At 75.7% G+C, this 16,445-nt stretch carries 12 protein-coding genes; 5 read left to right on the forward strand and 7 right to left on the reverse strand.

Going from position 1 to position 16,445, the window contains the following annotated elements; genetic code table 11:
• Positions 1-19 precede the first annotated feature (19 nt).
• The 4 genes from ACYVGT_RS09250 to ACYVGT_RS09265 all read left to right on the forward strand — a co-directional run bounded on the left by ACYVGT_RS09250 (position 20) and on the right by ACYVGT_RS09265 (position 4,518).
• Positions 20-1,108 (forward strand): sugar kinase, encoded by a 1,089-nt coding sequence (locus tag ACYVGT_RS09250; protein WP_460856053.1) that lies wholly within the window; start codon positions 20-22, stop codon positions 1,106-1,108.
• Complete coding sequence (locus ACYVGT_RS09255; RefSeq protein WP_460856054.1) at positions 1,105-1,920, forward strand: IclR family transcriptional regulator; 816 nt, start codon at positions 1,105-1,107, stop codon at positions 1,918-1,920. Before ACYVGT_RS09250 ends, ACYVGT_RS09255 begins: the two co-directional genes overlap by 4 nt.
• A 106-nt stretch (positions 1,921-2,026) precedes the next feature.
• On the forward strand, positions 2,027-2,452 hold the full coding sequence (locus ACYVGT_RS09260) for a RidA family protein (RefSeq protein ID WP_460856055.1): 426 nt from the start codon (positions 2,027-2,029) through the stop codon (positions 2,450-2,452).
• Positions 2,453-2,682: 230 nt separating this feature from the next.
• The gene (locus tag ACYVGT_RS09265; RefSeq protein ID WP_460856056.1) at positions 2,683-4,518 is read left to right on the forward strand and encodes a tetratricopeptide repeat protein; all 1,836 of its coding nucleotides are present in this window, start codon (positions 2,683-2,685) and stop codon (positions 4,516-4,518) included.
• 296 nt (positions 4,519-4,814) lie between these two features.
• On the opposite strand, the gene ACYVGT_RS09270 is transcribed toward ACYVGT_RS09265, so the two are convergent.
• The 5 genes from ACYVGT_RS09270 to ACYVGT_RS09290 all read right to left on the reverse strand — a co-directional run bounded on the left by ACYVGT_RS09270 (position 4,815) and on the right by ACYVGT_RS09290 (position 10,256).
• Entirely contained in the window at positions 4,815-6,065 is a 1,251-nt protein-coding gene (locus ACYVGT_RS09270; protein WP_460856057.1) for a DUF2786 domain-containing protein, read from the reverse strand.
• 209 nt (positions 6,066-6,274) lie between these two features.
• On the reverse strand, positions 6,275-7,282 hold the full coding sequence (locus ACYVGT_RS09275) for a zinc-binding dehydrogenase (RefSeq protein WP_460856058.1): 1,008 nt from the start codon (positions 7,280-7,282) through the stop codon (positions 6,275-6,277).
• A gap of 392 nt (positions 7,283-7,674) precedes the next feature.
• A complete protein-coding gene (locus tag ACYVGT_RS09280) occupies positions 7,675-8,166 on the reverse strand; it encodes a hypothetical protein (RefSeq protein ID WP_460856059.1) in 492 nt (163 codons plus the stop codon).
• The gene (locus ACYVGT_RS09285; RefSeq protein ID WP_460856060.1) at positions 8,163-8,567 is read right to left on the reverse strand and encodes an STAS domain-containing protein; all 405 of its coding nucleotides are present in this window, start codon (positions 8,565-8,567) and stop codon (positions 8,163-8,165) included. The genes ACYVGT_RS09280 and ACYVGT_RS09285 overlap by 4 nt, the downstream gene beginning before the upstream one ends.
• 699 nt (positions 8,568-9,266) lie before the next feature.
• Positions 9,267-10,256 carry a helix-turn-helix transcriptional regulator gene (locus ACYVGT_RS09290; RefSeq protein ID WP_460856061.1) on the reverse strand — a complete coding sequence of 330 codons (990 nt, stop codon included), beginning with the start codon at positions 10,254-10,256 and terminating at the stop codon, positions 9,267-9,269.
• A gap of 61 nt (positions 10,257-10,317) precedes the next feature.
• Here ACYVGT_RS09290 and ACYVGT_RS09295 point away from each other — a divergent pair, with 61 nt between their 5' ends.
• Positions 10,318-12,582, forward strand: a complete 2,265-nt coding sequence (locus ACYVGT_RS09295) for an ATP-binding cassette domain-containing protein (protein WP_460856062.1) — start codon at positions 10,318-10,320, stop codon at positions 12,580-12,582.
• Between the two features lie 222 nt (positions 12,583-12,804).
• On the opposite strand, the gene ACYVGT_RS09300 is transcribed toward ACYVGT_RS09295, so the two are convergent.
• Together ACYVGT_RS09300 and ACYVGT_RS09305 are read right to left on the reverse strand one after the other, a co-directional pair.
• The gene (locus tag ACYVGT_RS09300) at positions 12,805-15,000 is read right to left on the reverse strand and encodes a hypothetical protein (protein WP_460856063.1); all 2,196 of its coding nucleotides are present in this window, start codon (positions 14,998-15,000) and stop codon (positions 12,805-12,807) included.
• Positions 15,001-15,108: 108 nt separating this feature from the next.
• Entirely contained in the window at positions 15,109-16,074 is a 966-nt protein-coding gene (locus tag ACYVGT_RS09305; protein WP_460856064.1) for a winged helix-turn-helix domain-containing protein, read from the reverse strand.
• Between the last annotated feature and the right edge of the window lie 371 nt (positions 16,075-16,445).

Raw genomic sequence — 16,445 nt, forward strand, 5'->3', positions numbered from 1 at the left:
GACGAGGAGCGCTGACCAGGTGGCCACCAGTACGGACGCTGCGGCGCGCGCGCCCGGCGCTCCCGACGCGGTCTGCCTGGGCGAGACGATGGTCGCCCTGCTGCCGGCCCCGCCCGCAGCGCTCGCCGCCGCGCAGTCGTTCCGCCCGTCGGTCGGCGGCGCCGAATCCAACGTGGCGTGCACGCTGGCGGCACTCGGGCATCCGGCGCGCTGGCTGGGCCGGGTGGGTGCCGACGGGTTCGGCGACACGGTGGTTGCCGACCTGGCTGCGCGCGGCGTGGACGTGTCTGCGGTCCAGCGCGACCCCGGCCGCCCCACCGGCGTCTACTTCCGGACTTCCGGAACGCCTTCCGCGACGGACGGGGACGGCGCGGGGCCGGCCGCAGAGGTGGCCTACTACCGCGCGGGGTCGGCGGCGTCGGCGATGGCGCCGACCACCGTGCGCACGGCCGACGCCGACGCCGGCCGGGTCCTCCACCTGACCGGCATCACCGCCGCGCTCTCCGCGGACTGCCGGGACCTGCTGGAGGGGCTCACCGGGCCGCGGCGGGGACGGCCGCTGGTGTCGTTCGACGCCAACTACCGGCCCGGGCTCTGGGCGCGGACGGCGGCCGATCCGCAGCTGCTGCTCGACCTGGCGCGGCGGTGCGACGCGGTCTTCGTGGGCGAGGACGAGGCGGCCGCAGCCTGGGGCCTGTCCGGCGGACCGGCCGCGGTGCGCGCTGCGCTGCCGGAGCCGGGCACGCTCGTCGTCAAGCAGGGGGCGCGCGGCGCCACCGCGTTCGGGCCGCAAGCGCCGGACGGACTCTTCTGCCCGGCGGTCGACACCCCGCTCCGCTCGCCGGTGGGCGCGGGCGACGCGTTCGCGGCCGGGTTCCTCTCCGCGGTGCTGCGCGGCCTGCCGCTCCGGGACCGGTTGCGCCACGGCCACCTGGCGGCGGCCGCGGCGGTGGCGGCGGAGGGGGACGTGGGCGACCCGCTCGACCGCGCCCGAGCCGACGCGCTCGCGGCGCTCAGCGACGCCGACTGGGCAGCGCTGCGCTTCCCGGGCGCCCCGGAACCGCCCTTCGGCGCCGCGCCCGCGGCCGAGGGGGTGCAGCAGCGATGAGCCAGACGGTGGACCGGGCGATGACCGTGCTCGGCTATCTCGCCGGCGGACCGCGCAGCCTGGACGGCGTGGCCCGCGAGTTGGGCGTGCACAAGTCGACGGCGCTGCGGCTGCTGCGCACCCTGGGCGAGCACGGCGTGGTCTATCGGCAGCCCGACCAGCGGTACCGGCTCGGCGTCCGGCTGTTCTCACTCGCCCACCAGGCCATGGAGGGGCTCGACGTGCGCGAGGTCGCCCATCCGCACCTGGCGCGCCTGAACGCCGACACCGGCCACACCGTGCACCTGGCGGTGCACGAGGAAGGCCAGGTCCTCTACATCGACAAGGTCGACAGCCGCTACCCGGTGCGGATGTACTCGCGCATCGGCCGCTCGGTCCCGATCACGGTCGCGGCCGTCGCCAAGGTCCTGCTGGCCGACCTGCCGGCGAGCGAGCGCACCGACCTCGCCCACCGGCTGGACTACCCCCGCTACACGCCGCGCTCCACGGCGGCGCCCGAAGAGTTCCTGCAGGAGTTGGCGCAGGTGCGGGAGCAGGGGTGGGCGGCCGATTTCGGCGGCCACGAGGAGGCGGTGAACTGCATCGCCGCGCCGGTGCGCGGGCCGGACGGGCGGGCTGCGGCAGCCATGTCGGTCTCGGCCCCCGGTGTCGTGCTCGCGCGCGAAGACCTGCTCGCCCTGCTACCGGCGGTGCGGCGCACTGCGGCCGCCATCGGCGCCGAGTACTCGGGCGAGCGGATGGACACCCCGGTCCGCGGCCGGCACGGCAGCCGGACCGGGGACGGTGCCGACCGCCGGCCGGCTGCCCGGTGACCTGCCGTCGCTTGCGAATCCCGTTCCACCTGCCGCGCTGCGACCGCTGTTCCTGCATTTTCCGCTGCCGCAGCCGCTGCGGTACACCCGATCCGATGGAGGCACCATGACCGAGTCCGCTGGCCAGAAGGGCGCCAAGACGGCGCTCAACCCCGCCACGCACACGACGCCGCCGGCCCGCTTCTCACACGGCGTGCTGAAGGGCGGCCTCCTACAGGTCGCCGGCCAGGTCGGCTTCGGCCCGGCCGAGGAGGGCAAGGCCCCCGCCCCGGTCGGCCCCACGCTGCGCGAGCAGACGCTGCAGGTCTTCGACAACGTCCGCGCGGTCCTCGCCGAAGGCGGCGCCACCTGGGAGGACGCGGTGATGATCCGGGTCTACCTGACCGACACCGCCCACTTCGCCGAGTTCAACCAGCTCTACGACGACTACTTCGCCACCGTCCAGGGCCCGCCCGCGGCCCGCACCACGGTCTACGTCGGCCTGCCCGCGGGCCTGCTCGTGGAAATCGACGCCCTGGCCGTCGTCGGCTGACACGGGCGGCTGCACCGCCTCGCCGCCCTGGCCCGCGGCAGGCGGTGCAGCCCCGCACTGCATCCGCGGCGGCGCCCCGCGGCGCAGTGTGCGCGGCCCGCTGTTCCGGGGGAACCCGCACTTCGGAGCGCCCGCACCCCACTTCGGAGGGTGTAGGGCATTCGCCCGCCGTCACCCGATTGTGGAAGAGTCGTCCCGCAGAGACCCGCACCAGAACGGTGGGAGGGACGATGGCGGACGGCACCGAAGGCACCGCCGACCCCCGGCTCGAAGCCCGAGGCGAGCTGTCCATGGCGCTGCTCGCCGTTGACAGCGGCGACCTCGGGCACGGAGCCGAGCACGTCGCCCGGGCGCTCGTCTATGCCCCCGCGCTGCCGGAGGCCCACGAGCTTCTCGCCCGCCTCGCCGTCCACCCGGAAGGCGGCGCCGACCTCTTCCCGCTGCCCGCCGCGAACGGCTCCCCGGTCAGCCTGGGCACCGTGGTGGCCCGCGCCCACACCCTCGCTGTCCTCGGCCGGCCCGGCGACGCGCTGCCGCTTCTGGTGTCGGCGCAGCGGCACAGCCCTGACGGCCGCTGGGCCGATGCCGCCTGGATGTACGACCCGAACGTGGCCTGGCGTATCGGCCCCGAAGCGGTCGAGGCGTGCGCGCTCCGGCTCGCCCAGGTGGTGCCCGAACCCCCGCCGGAGGAGCGCAGCGCCGCGATCGCCCCCTACCTGGCACTGGTCCGGTCGACGGTGGCCGCGTTCCCCGGCCACGCCGGGCTGCTGTGGACCGCCTCGGTCCTGCTGCGCCGCTCCGGCGACGCCGCGGCAGGCGCCGACCTCGCGCTCCGCTCCGAAGCAGCCCGCCCGTCGTTCCACGCCGCCACCGCCGCCGGCTACGCCTTCCGCGCTCAGCAGCGCTGGCAGGACGCCGAGGACGCCTGGATCCGGGCCCTCGGGTTCGAGCCGCGCAACGTCGCCCTGCACACCGACATCGGCGAACTGCTGGCCTCGGCCGGGCGCCCGCGCGACGGCCTGTCCTGGATCGAACGCGGCCTGTCGATAGATCCGCAGCACCCGGGGGCGTTTGCCACCGCGCGCGGGCTGCGCTTCCGCATCGACGGCGAGCTCCACCACCTCGTGGAGCTCGCCGACCATCTGCGCGACCATCCCGGCAGCGGCCACGGCGACCGGGTGCTCGCCCACGGTTCGCAGAGCCGCTGGTGGCTGGGGCCTATCCCGCCGGCATCGGAGTCGGTGGTCAACGCCCTGCACCAGGTGCTCGACGACGACCGGTTCGTCCGCAGCGCGGGGCTGTCGCTGACGGTTTCGGCGCCTGAACCGCCGAGCGCGCTGCTGGCGTTCCAGCGGGCGCTGCCCGGATCGGAGGTCGCGATCGCCTCCGCTCCGCAGCCGGACCCGCGGCTCAGTGTCCCGGAGGCGTTCGCCCGCGGCCCGATCCACACGGTGGGCCTGCGCCTGTGGAGCTTCGCCGGCCCCGCTGCGCGGCCCGCTGTCGCGCCGCCCTCGGAGCAGGCGGCGGCCGCCGTCCGCGGCGCCGCCACCTACCCGTGGCGGCACCTGCCCGGCGCCTACGACGACGCGGTGCGCCTCTCCGGCCTGCCGCTCCGCGACCTGCTCGGCCTGCTGGTCCACCCGCCCGAGCCGCTCAACGAGGATCCGATCGTCTGGCCCGCGTGGATCCGCCGGGTGCAGGCGTGGGCGTGCCTCGGCATCGCCCACCACCGCGGCGACGAACCGTGGATCGACTCCACCCGCCGCAGTGTCCTCGTCGACCTCGCCTACGGCCCCGACGACTGGACGTGCGAGGCGGCGCTGCTCGCGTTGGCCGCAACCGCGTGGACCCAGCCGGGCACCCGCTCCGACATCGCCGAACTCGTCGCCTGGCGCTTCCTGGCCGCTCTGGAAGCCGAACGCACCCGCCCGGTCACCATCCTCGACTCGCTGGCCCACCTGGTCCTGGCCACGCCCGGTGTGCACGCCGACATCGCTTCGCTGGCCCGCGAGGCACTGACCCGCCCCGGAGGCACCGGGAGCACCGGGGGCACCGCCTCGGAGTGATCGGGCCCGCGGCGGGGCCCCGGTGCGGCGGCTGCCGGCCGCGGGGGCCGGCTCCGGCCTCCCCGCTCCGGAGCGCGCGGAGGCGACGCCGGCGGCCGCGACGCCGGTCTGCGCAGACCCTCCGGGATCCGGGCGCCGGGACCGCGATCGGCGGCTGCGCGGCGCGCAGTGCGGCCGTCTCTCCCCCCGGACGAGAGCTCCGCGCGGGGGGGGACGCATCCACCGCGGGCACGGAGGGCTCAGCGGATACGGACCCCAGGTCAGCCCGTCTCTGCCGACCGCCGGGGCGCATCTCCTCAGCGGCGGACCTGCGGGGGACGGCCCAACCGGGCCGAGTCGGCGGCGGCGAGGCCGGCTTTCCAGCCTTCCGCGCTGTCGGGGCCGCGGACGCGGGACCGGGTGAGTGGCCCGAACAGGGAGTCCACTGCGGCGTCGACGGCGCGGTCGCGCTGCTCGACCGCGGGGACGATGTCGCGTCCGGCGCGGGCGTGCTCGGCCACCGCCTCCTCGCGCGCGGAGGCTGCGGCGCGCTCCAAGCGGTCGCCCACGCGTTCCGCGAAGGCCATCAGGAACGACGACCGGTACCGCCGGTCGGCGGCCCGGCCGGAGCGGTCGCGGTCGGCACCGGCCGCGCGCATCGCCGTGTCCGCCTGCACCAGCAGCGAGGTGAACAGGACTTCCACCGCTTCGGTGTCGGCCTCATGGCCCACCACGGTACTCAGCCCGGTACTGGGGTCCCAGACGGCGCGGCAGCCGTCGGCCTCCGCCACGATGTGCAGCAGTGTCGCCTTCTGATCGGCGTAGGGGTCCTCCACCGGCAGCCGCAGGCCGACGGCGTCCCCGCCGGAACGGCCCCCGGACTCGGCGAAAGCGAGCCAGGCGGCGTCGATGCTGTGGCGGGCCATCATCTCTGCCGCCCGGGCGGAGAGCGCTTCGGCCTCCTCGGGGAATCCGGTCGACTCGGCCTTCGCGAGGAGTGCGCGGATCCGGGACAGCTTGCCCGCCTCGGGTGCCGCACCGCTCGGCCGCGCGGGGGTATCCGCCCGGCCGTGTACGGGCTCACCGGGGACGGGGAGCAGGCGCTGCAGCCGGGGGAGGCGTTCGAGGAGCACCAGCAGGTGGAGTGCGGATTCCACCGCTTCCCACCGCGGACGGCGCGGTGCGGGCCCGCCTGCCTCCGCTGCGACGTCGTTCAGCTGGGCCGCCCATCGCGGGTGCAGGTCCTCCGGAACCCGCCTCGCTGTCCAGGGCCGCTGCTCCGCTCCGACATAGCGTGCGCAGAGCCGCGCTGCGTCCGGCCCGAGCCGGCGGCGCGCGTGCCGCACCACTTCGGCGGGCTGCCAGCCGCGCCGCCACGCCTCGGCGATGCAGGCGGCCGCGGCGGCCTCCAGTACCGCGTCGGCCGCTTCCCGCCACGCGGCGCGTTCGCCATCGGCGAGCAGGGCAAGGGGAAGGTCGGCGTCGGCGGGGTCGCCGCCGGACCGCAACGCGCCGAGCGCGTCGTGGACCAGCGCTTCAGCGCGCTGCCGCGGGTCAGTCTCCGCCATGGCCTTCCCTGCTCTCGCCGGCGCCGGGCCGGTTCCCCCTCCAGTCTGCCAGCGCAGCGCACCGGAGCCGCCGTCGCCGCCGCCAGCCGGCGCACCGGGGGCGGAGGCGCCCGCGCCCGCCCCGCACGCGGTTCGGGGCGGGCGCGGAGCGCTCCGGCACCGGCGGCGTGTCCGCGAAAGCACCGCCGGCCGCTCGTGGACGGACGCCGCTACGGCAGGAGGAGCACCTTGCCCAGGGCGGTACGCGACTCCAGCGCCCGATGCGCCTCGGCCGCTTGGTCCAGGGGGAAGGTCTGGCCGATATGCGGGGCGAGCTGCCCGTCGGCGATGAGCCGGAGGGACTCCTCCACGGCGCGGCGGTGGCCGTCCGCGCCACCGAGGTCGAGGTCGAACAGCCCCGTCACGGCGATGTTCCGGCGCTTGGCCTCTGACGCGTCCGCCTCGGAGAAGGCGCCCTCCGCGCTCCCGTAGGTGATGAACCGTCCGCCCTCTGCGGTGAGGGGGAAGGCGGCTTCGCCCTTTGCCCCGCCGGCCCCGTCGATCACCGTGTCCACCCCCGCAGCGCCGACGAGTGCGCGCACGTGCCAGATCCAGCCCGGAGCGGTGTAGTCGACGGCGTGGGCGGCCCCGAGGCTGCGGGCCAGTTCCTGCTTGCGCGGTCCGGAGACGGCCGCGATGACTTCGGCGCCGGCGTTCCGCGCGAGCTGGACACCGAGGCTTCCGGCTCCGCCGGTCGCGGCCAGGATCAGCACCCGCTGTCCGGGTGCGTACTCCGCCGCCGCGGCGACCGACAGCGCAGTCGGGCCGTCGGCGAGAACGGCGAGCGCATCGTGCTGACGCACCCCCGCGGGGATCCGGCGCAGCGTCGCAGCGGAAACCAGCGCCCGCTCGGCGTAACCGCCTGCGGCGTCGCGGCCGCGGCCGGTTTCGGGGTCGCGTCCGCCTGTCTCAGCGAGAACGTCCACTCCGACCCACTCCGGGTCCACCCCGGCACCGACCGCGGCGACCGTGCCGGCGACGCCGCCTCCGGGCACGTAGGGCGGCCGTTCAGGGAAGTAGTCCCGCCCCCACCCGCTGCGGATCAGCGTGTCGAGGAACATGACGTTGGCGGCGCCGACGGACACCACCGCCTCCCCCGCCCCTGCCTCCGGCTCCGCGGCCTCGACCGCCCGGAGAACGTCCGGCCCACCGAATTCGTCCACCTGTACTGCACGCATGCCGCTCCCTTGTGTTCGGGTCCCCCCACTCTCATACTTCGACTTAACTCGAAGTCAACCGGAGCGCGAGTCGCCTCACCAGACCCAGCTGCGCCACGCCACCCTTCGCTGACGTGGCGCGGCATCGGCACCGCTGGCCGCCTCTAGGGCCGGCCGACCGGTGTTCAGCGCATCGGGCAAACACAGAAGCGGCAGCGATGGCGGCGGGGCAGGCGCTCGGGGGGCGGGGGGGGCGGGGAGGGGTGACCAGGCCGCACACCGGCTCCGAAGCAATGGGCCAGAGCAGAAAGCCTGGCGGCGAAGCCGCCCCTGTTGTGAGTCCCGGCCCGCGGCAGCACCAGCACGAACGGCGAGCGCCACCGGGGGGGGGTAGCGCCCGCCGCTGCTCGCCGTCAGAGGAGGTGGCGCGGGGCGCGGCCGAGCCAGTCGTCCGGCCAGCCGTCGAGGAGAGCCGTGCACTTGGTGCGCAGGACTGCCGGATCGACGTGGAGGCCGTCGGCGACGTCGTCGGGCGCGTAGCGGGAGCGCTGGCGGTCCGGAGCGGACGGGCGCGGGAGGGCGCCGTCGCGGCCGGCGTTGCCGGTGCCGCGCTCGGCACGGCGCATGGCCGCGATGCCGTCGATCCAAGCCCGGTCCCGGGCGACCAGCGTGGTGCGCTCGCCCGTCTCGGTGTCCTCCAGCAGCAGGGCGCCGTAGCCCGACCTGCTCGGTTGCAGGCCGATCAGCTCGCAGACTGCGGCGTAGGCCTCAGCGCCGCTGAGGCCCTCGGGCGAGAAGTAGAGGTAGCCGCGCGGCACGGCCCGCTCCAGCGCGGGAGAGCGCTCCACCGCCGCCGCTTGCGCCGGTATCACCGCGTCACCGCGCAGCAGCGCCGATGCGGTCATGAATGCCCCCCGGAGCCGGCGGCCGGGTGCACGCCGAACCGGTCCGCGAGCCGCGCGGCGGCCAGTGCCGTGAGGACGGCGTCGGAGGGGTCGGTGAGGGACAGCGGCAGGCCGAGCAGGGCAGCCCTGCGGCGGGTTCCCACCAGCAGCGCGACACCGGCGGCGTCGCAGGCAGTGACCTGCGCCAGGTCGAGCGCAACCGCTCCGGTGCCGGGGCGCAGCGCAGCGGCGAGCTGCTCGCGGACGGCGCGGGAGGTGGTGCGGTCCAGCGGGCCGGCCACCGCGACGGTGACCGCGCCGGCGCCGGGCTCTCGCGCGGCGACGACGCGCACGGAGCGGGGCCGGCCGCGTTCGGGGGCGATGGGGATCGCGGAGGGTTCCGCGACTGGTGTGTTGTTCATGGTTCTCCTGTTCCGCCGGCCGGATCCGCGCGCCCGGGCGCCGCAGACGGTGTCCGGGCCGGGCGGCGGCGGGGGTCCCGCCGGGTGGTCGACCCGCTCCCGCCGGGGGTGCCGGCGTCCTGCGAGTCGTGTGGTCGTGGCCGGCGTGCCACCGGGTGCGGCGGCGGTCGGACCGCCGGCACCGTCGCGCGCCGGGTGCGGGGTGACGGACCGCGGGCCATCGGCCCTGCGTGGTGCGCGTCGTCCCGCACGGTGCACTCGATGTGTGCGCTGTGGTCGTTCATCCCCTTCGGCCGGCCCCTGCACTTCGATCACAGGAACCGCTTCATTCGGTCTCGATCAGATTACGCCGTCGGTCAAATTCTTTCCGGGCCTGCACTCGAACACCGCAGGAACGGGCGGAAACATCCCTCCCACGGACCCCCTCCGCACCGCACCGCTAGGGAGCCTTCCCCGATCGGAGCGCGGCGTACCGGCCACTCGGCTCCGGCTGCCGCCGCCAGAAGTCCCTGCCGCCGCGCCGGATGGGCCCGGGCCGCCCCGGCCGCGCTGCCCGGCCGGCCAGCGGAGCAGCACGCGGGCCCGGATTGCGCCCGGCTGGGGGCGCCGCGCCTTTTGGGCGGGCTCTGGCCTGAACCGCATTCCCTGCCTCCGGCCAGGGAACCCGGGCGGCGCGTCCGGAACCGGCCGCCTCCGGGGTTACGCCTCCGCGGCCTGGCCCTCGCCCGCACCCGGTTGCCCGTCCGCTGCACGGGCGATCCGGCCCGCCAGTTCTCGGGAGCGGTCGATCAGCTCCGGCGGCCCTTCGATCGAGTACGCGACGCCGACCATGGCAAGGGTGATCGCCAGCCATTCCCAGGAATCGGGGGCGCTGACGAAGCGGCAGCTGTCCGCGTCCACCGCTTCGAGCGTCCCCGCCTCCGCCAGCAACCGGTCGGACACGACGCTGAGCGGAGCGTGGAACAGCACCACCGCGCGGTGGCGGGTGATCGGTGCCTGCGCGCTGCGCTGGACGAAGGAGACCGGGTCCTCGGGGGGCTCGCGGCGGAGGAAGCTGGTCCCGGACAGTTCGAGGCCGGCGACGCGGTCGATGCGGAACGTCCGCCAGTCCTCCCGGTCGCGGTCCCACGCCAGCAGGTACCACCGGCGCCCCAGCAGCACCTGCGTGGCCGGCTCGACCCTGCGCTCGGAGGAGAGCCCGGCTCGATCGGTGTAGGTGAACCGGATGTGCTGCCGGTGCGCGATGGCGTCGCCCAGCGCCGCGAGGGTGCCGAGCTCGGGTCCTGCACCGGGACGGCCCGCCGTCTCCACCGATGCGGACAGCGACCGCACCCGCTGCCGGAGCCGGGACGGCAGCAGGCGCTCCAGCTTGGCCAGCGCCGCAGCGGCCACACCGTCGACGTCGGAGAAGCGCGCGGTCGCCGCGAACCGGAGCCCGATGGCGGCGGCCACCGCTTCATCGTCGGTGAAGTGCAGCGGGGGCAGTGCCCGTCCGGCGACCAGCCGGTACCCGCCCACCGGGCCGCGCACCGACTCGACCGGGTAGCCGAGGCCGCGCAGCCGGTCGAGATCGCGGCGGAGGGTCCGCGGCGGAGCACCGGTCCGCCGCGCCAGTTCGGCGGCGGGCCACAGCCGGCCGTCCTGGAGCAGGGAGAGGAGGTCCAACATGCGCGCACTGGGATCGGCCATGCCGCCATGCTTCCCGCAATTGTGGCCGCCAAACGGCCACATCGCTCCCTACGGTCGCCGCATGGACAACTCCACGATCCGCATCACCGGCGCGCGCAAGCACAACCTGACCGGGTTCGACCTGGCGGTGCCGCGCCGCGCCATCACCGTATTCACCGGTGTCTCCGGCTCGGGAAAGACATCGCTGGTCTTCGACACGATCGCCGCTGCGGCGCAGCGCGGCCTGAACTCCACGTTCACCGCGTTCGTGCGCAACCGGCTGCCGTCGCGGGGGCGGCCGGACGCCGACCTGATCGAGAACCTGAGCCCGGTGGTCCTGGTCGACCAGCGGCGGCTCGGCGGCAACGCGCGTTCGACGGTCGGCACGATTACCGACGTCAATCCGCTGCTGCGGCTGCTGTTCTCGCGCGCGGGCACTCCGAGGATCGGCGAGTCGGGCCGGTTCTCGTTCAACGCGCCGGAGGGAATGTGCGGGCGGTGCGAGGGCCTGGGCCGCGTGGTGGTGCCCGACGTGGACGCGTTCCTCGACCTCGACCGCTCGCTGGAGGGCGGCGCAATCCGGCTACCCGGGTTCGGCGCCGGCCGCTACTGGTACGGCAAGTACGCCGACATCGGGCTGTTCGACCCGGCGGCGCCGCTGCGGAGCTGGACGCCCGAGCAGCGGGAGGCCCTGCTCTACGGCGGTGCGACCGCCGCACGGCTGGGCACCCGGCCGCCGAAGGACTACATCGGCCTGGTGGAGCGGTTCACCCGCATCTACCTGGCCACCGGCGACGAGGTGTCGGAGCGCAAGCAGTCGGTGGTCGACCGGTTCACCACCGCCACCGGCTGCCCCGACTGCGGCGGTGCGCGGCTCAGCGCCGCCGCGCGGTCGGTGCGGCTGGACGGCCGCACCATCATGGACTGCACCGCGATGGAGGTGGGCGCGCTGGCCGGGCTGGTGCGCACCGTCCGCAGCCCCGGGACGGAGCCGGTGGTGGCGGAGCTCGCAGAACGGCTGGACGCTCTGGACCGCATCGGACTCGGCTACCTCACCCTGGACCGCGCCACCACCACGCTCTCCGGCGGGGAGTCGCAGCGCATCAAGACGGTGCGCCACCTCGGCAGCAGCCTGACCGAGATGCTGTACGTGTTCGACGAGCCCTCCATCGGGCTCCACCCGCACGACATCGAGCGCCTGCGGGACCTGCTGCGGCGGCTGCGCGACCGCGGCAACACGGTGCTGGTGGTGGAGCACGATCCCGGCGTCATCGCGGCCGCCGACCACGTGGTGGAGCTCGGGCCGGGCGCCGGCGCCGGGGGCGGCCGGGTCGTCTATCAGGGCACCGCTGAGGGCCTGGCCTCGTCCGACACCGCGACGGGCCGGGCGATGCGCGCCCGCCCGGCCGGTCGCGGTGCGCCGCGCGCGCCGTCGGGGGTGCTGACCGTCGCGGATGCGCGGCGCCACAACCTGCGCGGCATCACGGTGGAGCTGCCGCGGGCGGCGCTGAGCGCGGTCACGGGCGTCGCGGGGTCGGGGAAGAGCAGCCTGGTGGCAGAGCTGCTGGAGCAGCATCCGGAGGCGGTGTGCTTCGACCAGAAGCCGATCGCCGCGGGCCGCCGCTCATCGGTGGCCACCTTTTCCGGCATCGCCGATCCGCTGCGGCGGCTGTTCGCGGCGGAGAACGCCGTCTCGGCGTCGCTGTTCAGCGCGAACTCGGCCGGCGCCTGCCCGGTGTGCTCGGGTGCGGGCGTGGTGTTCACCGACCTGGCGTTCATGGAGGGGGTGACTTCGGTGTGCGAGGCGTGCGGCGGGCGCCGCTTCACGGCGGAGGTCCTCCGGCACACCGTGGACGGCCGGTCGATCGCCGACGTGTGGGAGACCCCGGTCAGCGCCGCGCGCGAGCTGTTCGCGGACGGCCGCATCCGCCGCCCGCTCGATGCGCTGGACGCAGCGGGTGTCGGCCACCTGACGCTGGGGCGGCCGCTCAGCACCCTGTCGGGCGGTGAGTGCCAGCGCGTGAAGCTCGCCGCGGAACTGGCCCGTTCGCCGTCGGCCGGCCTGTATGTGCTGGACGAGCCGACGACGGGCCTGCACCGGTCCGACGTTGCGCGGCTTCTGGGTGTGCTGGACCGGCTGGTGGACGCCGGCGCCACGGTGGTGGTCGTCGAACACGATCTGGACGTGGTGCGGCACGCCGACTGGGTTGTCGATCTCGGCCCCGGCGCAGGCTCGCGCGGAGGCCGCCTGCTGCACTGCGGCCCGCTCCGTGACCTCTTCGGCAACCCCGAATCGCTCACAGCTGCGCACCTGCGCCGCTCTGCTCCGGCCGCCACTCCCGGGTGAGCGGTGCACCGCGGCGGGTACAGCGGCCGCGGGGCGGGGCGGCGCCCGTCCCGCGGCGCTGCCGGTGCCCGGCCCCAGCGTCGGCTGATGCCGCCCGGCGGCAGAGGTACGCCCCCGGGCCGGCGCGCCGATCCGGCCCAGCAGAGGCGGGGTGGGCCGGGACCCGCGCCCTGCAGGGTGCCGTGCAGCAGGTGCACGCGGCGGGGGACGAGGCCGCGCCGGTCAGTTCTCCATGCCCTCGATGAGATGGCGGAGGCGCTCCATACCGGCGGCGTCAGGGTGCGCGGAGGTGAGGACGTCGGAGACGGCGGCGCGGGCGAACTCGTCGCCGCCGATCTCAACGCGGATGAGGGCGCGCACCTCGCCGGGATCGCCGACCTCCATCATCTGCAGCAGGCCTTCGGCTCCGACCCGGAGGTTCTCGTCCTCGGTCAGGTCCAACCGCTCCAGCTCGCCGACGTTGAGCAGCAGCTGCAGCGCCGTCGGCGCGAGCAGCGGGTCCGACCGCAGCGACCGCACCAGGCGCACCCCGGCGCGGGGGTCCTCGTCGCCGCCGGCCGAGTCCGCGAGAGCGGACATCAGCGCCATGATGCGGCTCCGGTACGGCAGCCCGCGCAGGCCGGCGAGCAGCGCCTCCATGGCGCTGCCGGGGCCGCCGTTGGCATCCATCCAGCCGTCCAGCTCCATGCGCGCGGTCTCGGGCGTGTAGTGCTCCGTCAGCACACCGAGCATTCCGACCGGGCCCGCGCCGCGCAGGTCGCCGACGACAGGGGCGTCGCGCCCCTCGGCGGTGAACCGCTCTTGCAGCGCAGCCGTGCCCAGCGCGGTCAGCGAGAGCAGCTCGACCGGGCCGGCCTCCAGCTCCGCGCGGAGCCGCTCCGACCGGGCGCGGCGCCGCTCCGCCTCTTCGTGGTCGTCGAGTGCCTCGACGGCCTCGAAGGACTGGCCGGTCGCCTCCGGCGCGAGCGGCCGGCCGGGCTCACCGCCCTGGCCCGCGGCGCCTTCCCCGCCGGTGCCGTCCCCGGAGTCGTCCGCGGCGCCGTCCGCTATCCCGCTCTCGCCCTCCCCCTCGCCGCCGATCGGCCCGGCCGCGTCGAGGAGCCGCCGCAGCTCGTCCGCTGCGCCGTCGTCCTCGTCGGCGGCTCCGTCGCCGTCCATGTCGATGTAGAGCCGGTCCGCCCTGCCGTACTCGCGCCGCACCGCACCGAGGCGGACGAGGGCGCCGATGGCGGCGGCGAGGTCGCGGTCGGCACGGTCGAGTTCGGCGTCGGCCTCCTCGGGAGGCAGCAGCGACAGCGGGTCGCCGCCGTAGCCCTCGCGGACGGTTTCCCGCAGCCGCGGCCACGGCACCGGGACCGGCGCCGCATACAGCGCGCCGAGGGCGTCGAGCAGCACCTCGCCGAACACCGCCCGCATCGGCGACGGGGCGGCCGGGCGCCGCCCGCCCTCGGCGGTGAGCACGCCCCCGGAGTCCACGAGCGCCTCCAGGGCGCGGTCCCAGAGCGCCCGGTGGTCAGCGAGCAGCGGGCGGGCCCGGGCGACGGCGACGAGTCGGCCGCGGACCCGGCGCACCAGCCGTGCGCGCTCGGCCCAGGCCAGCATGCGGCCCAGTTCCGGCAGGTCGGCGGCGGTCCGCGCGGTCGCGGCGGCCTCCGGGTCGGTACCGAGGCTGCGCGCGAGCGCGCGGGCCTGGGCCGGACGGACATACCCCGCGGCGGTGAGCTTCCGGCCGTCGGCACCGGCCCAGTCGGCGATGCCGGCGAGCTGGGCGGCCACCGGCGATTCGGCCGCGGCCTTGTACAGCGCGCCGCTGCCGGGGAGGACGACCGGGGGCGACGGCTCGGCGCGCGGCCGCCCGGGCCCGCCGGAAGCAGCGTTGCTGCGGACCGCCTCGACGATGTCCGGCGGGTAGCCGGCGCCGCCCGAGCGGACCTGCTGCACGAAGGCGCGGACGGCCTCCGCGTCCACCGGATCGGCGCCGGACTCCGCTGCGGCGGTCGCCCAGAACTTGGCCGGACCCCAGCGGCGCGGCTCGGCCATCGCCGCCCGGTGCTCGGCGCGGACCTCGCGGGCAGTGCCGCGGGCCGGCTCCACCGAAGCACGCGGGTCGGCGAGCTGCTGGGCATCGAGGAACCGCAGGTAGAGGTCGAGGGTCGGCGCGAGGTCGTGGTCGGCGCTGTCGCCGGGCAGGGCGACCGCGAAAGGCGCCCAGTCCAGCAGCAGCTCGCGGACGTGGCCGGGGGTCCACAGCGCGAGCCGCCCGTCGGGGGTGCGGTGCTGCCGGTAGTCGAGGAGGGCCCCGGCAAGGTAGGGGTCGGCGCTGTCGCCGAGGTCGGCGGCCCAGGCGGCCAGTGCGCGCACCAGGGCGGCGCGCCCCGCCTCGTACTCGCCGTCGTCCGGATCGAAATACGTCCGCACCTGCCGCCCTTCTCGCCGCTGTGCCTCCACCCTCACACACGCCACCGCCGCTCTCCACTCTCACACCCGGCCGCCCCGAATCGGCGGCGCGGCGGGGGCCGGGCTCCTTCAGCGCGGCGGCCCGCCGTCGGCGCGGCCGGCCAGCAGGCTGCTGCCCAACCGGGTCAGGACGTGGATGACCGCGGGTCCGTCGCGGACGCTGGAGACCAGTCCCGCTTCGCGCAGCACCCGGGCGTGGCGGCTGGCGACTCCGGGGCTGACGTCGAGCCGCCGGGCGAGGTCGGTCGTTGAGCGGGGGGCGCGGAGTTCCCGCAGCGCGCGGGCCCGGGTCTCGCCGAGGAGCGGGGCGACCCCCGACCGGTCGGCCGTGCCGGGTCCGGCAATGGGGAAGACGAGTACGGGCGGCAGTTCCGGATCGATGAACGTGACCGGCATGCGGTGGCAGAACCACGAGGGGATGAGGGTGAGGCCGCGCCCGCCGAGGTGGATGTCGCGTTCGAACGGATAGATGGTGTGCAGGACGGGCGGATCCCACCGGACTCCGTGGCCGAGTCCGGCGAACAGCGCTGCCAGGCCGCCGCTGGCCATCTGCCGTTCGCGCCGGTCGGCGTCGGCGCCGATGCCCGCGGCGATGGTGTCCCACCAGGGCGCCAGATGGGCGTCGTGGTAGCGCTGCAGCGCATCGCCGAGGCCGCGCATGCCCCGGGCGGAGCCGCCGTCGAGCAGGGCGGGCGCGATACCGGAGGCGCCTGCCTGGGAGCGGATCTGCGGGCGGGGCGTGGCCAGGACGGTCTCCAGCTGGCCGCCGAACGAGGGGGTTCCGGCCGCCGGGGTGAGGAAGTCCGGGAAGGAGCCGTGCGCGGGGGCGACCTCGTCGAGGAGGCGGCGCGCCGCAGCGTCGTCGCGGCGCTCGCGGCGGTGCACGTCGGTGCGCCAGTCGGCCATGCGCGGCGGCATGCGCACGGCGTGCAGCATGTGCAGGCTGAGGATGGCTTCCCAGAGCGGATGCGGATGCTCGAGAAGCCGCGTCGACCCCATGTCTTCGACGGTGAAATGTATACGGAGCGTCGGCACAGATGCGATTGTGGGTCATTCGGTGGAAATGGGCGAAGGGGATTCGCCGCAGAGAATCCCCGTCCGCGCCTCTCGCTGCCCATCCGCCGCGGGCCGGTGCACCGCCTCCGCTGCTCCCAGCTCCCTCGTGGGCGGACACCGGTCGGCAGGGTTTGCGGACCGCGTTCACCGGGCGCCGCTTTCACCTGCGGCCGCGGAGGATCCGCCCGGGGCGACGACGGCGCGGCGGTGCGCCGCCGTCCGGCAGCGGCCGGAGCGGGCGCTCCGGAAACCCACCGGGCCTTTCCTTTTGGTGAGTTCTTTGTTTTCTCTTCCCGGGATTGCACGCGAGGGAATCCGGCTTCCCTCAATGCTGAGGTCAGCGCCCCCGC

It is taken from the genome of Nocardiopsis coralliicola, from assembly GCF_054779695.1.

What these genes read in the sequence shown, in the direction of transcription:
- ACYVGT_RS09255 (WP_460856054.1), top strand. Translation starts at nt 1,105, where the DNA reads ATGAGCCAGACGGTGGACCGGGCGATGACCGTGCTCGGCTATCTCGCC.
- ACYVGT_RS09280 (WP_460856059.1), bottom strand. Translation starts at nt 8,166, where the DNA reads ATGACCGCATCGGCGCTGCTGCGCGGTGACGCGGTGATACCGGCGCAA.
- ACYVGT_RS09275 (WP_460856058.1), bottom strand. Translation starts at nt 7,282, where the DNA reads ATGCGTGCAGTACAGGTGGACGAATTCGGTGGGCCGGACGTTCTCCGG.
- ACYVGT_RS09290 (WP_460856061.1), bottom strand. Translation starts at nt 10,256, where the DNA reads ATGGCCGATCCCAGTGCGCGCATGTTGGACCTCCTCTCCCTGCTCCAG.
- ACYVGT_RS09295 (WP_460856062.1), top strand. Translation starts at nt 10,318, where the DNA reads ATGGACAACTCCACGATCCGCATCACCGGCGCGCGCAAGCACAACCTG.
- ACYVGT_RS09260 (WP_460856055.1), top strand. Translation starts at nt 2,027, where the DNA reads ATGACCGAGTCCGCTGGCCAGAAGGGCGCCAAGACGGCGCTCAACCCC.
- ACYVGT_RS09270 (WP_460856057.1), bottom strand. Translation starts at nt 6,065, where the DNA reads ATGGCGGAGACTGACCCGCGGCAGCGCGCTGAAGCGCTGGTCCACGAC.
- ACYVGT_RS09285 (WP_460856060.1), bottom strand. Translation starts at nt 8,567, where the DNA reads ATGAACAACACACCAGTCGCGGAACCCTCCGCGATCCCCATCGCCCCC.
- ACYVGT_RS09265 (WP_460856056.1), top strand. Translation starts at nt 2,683, where the DNA reads ATGGCGGACGGCACCGAAGGCACCGCCGACCCCCGGCTCGAAGCCCGA.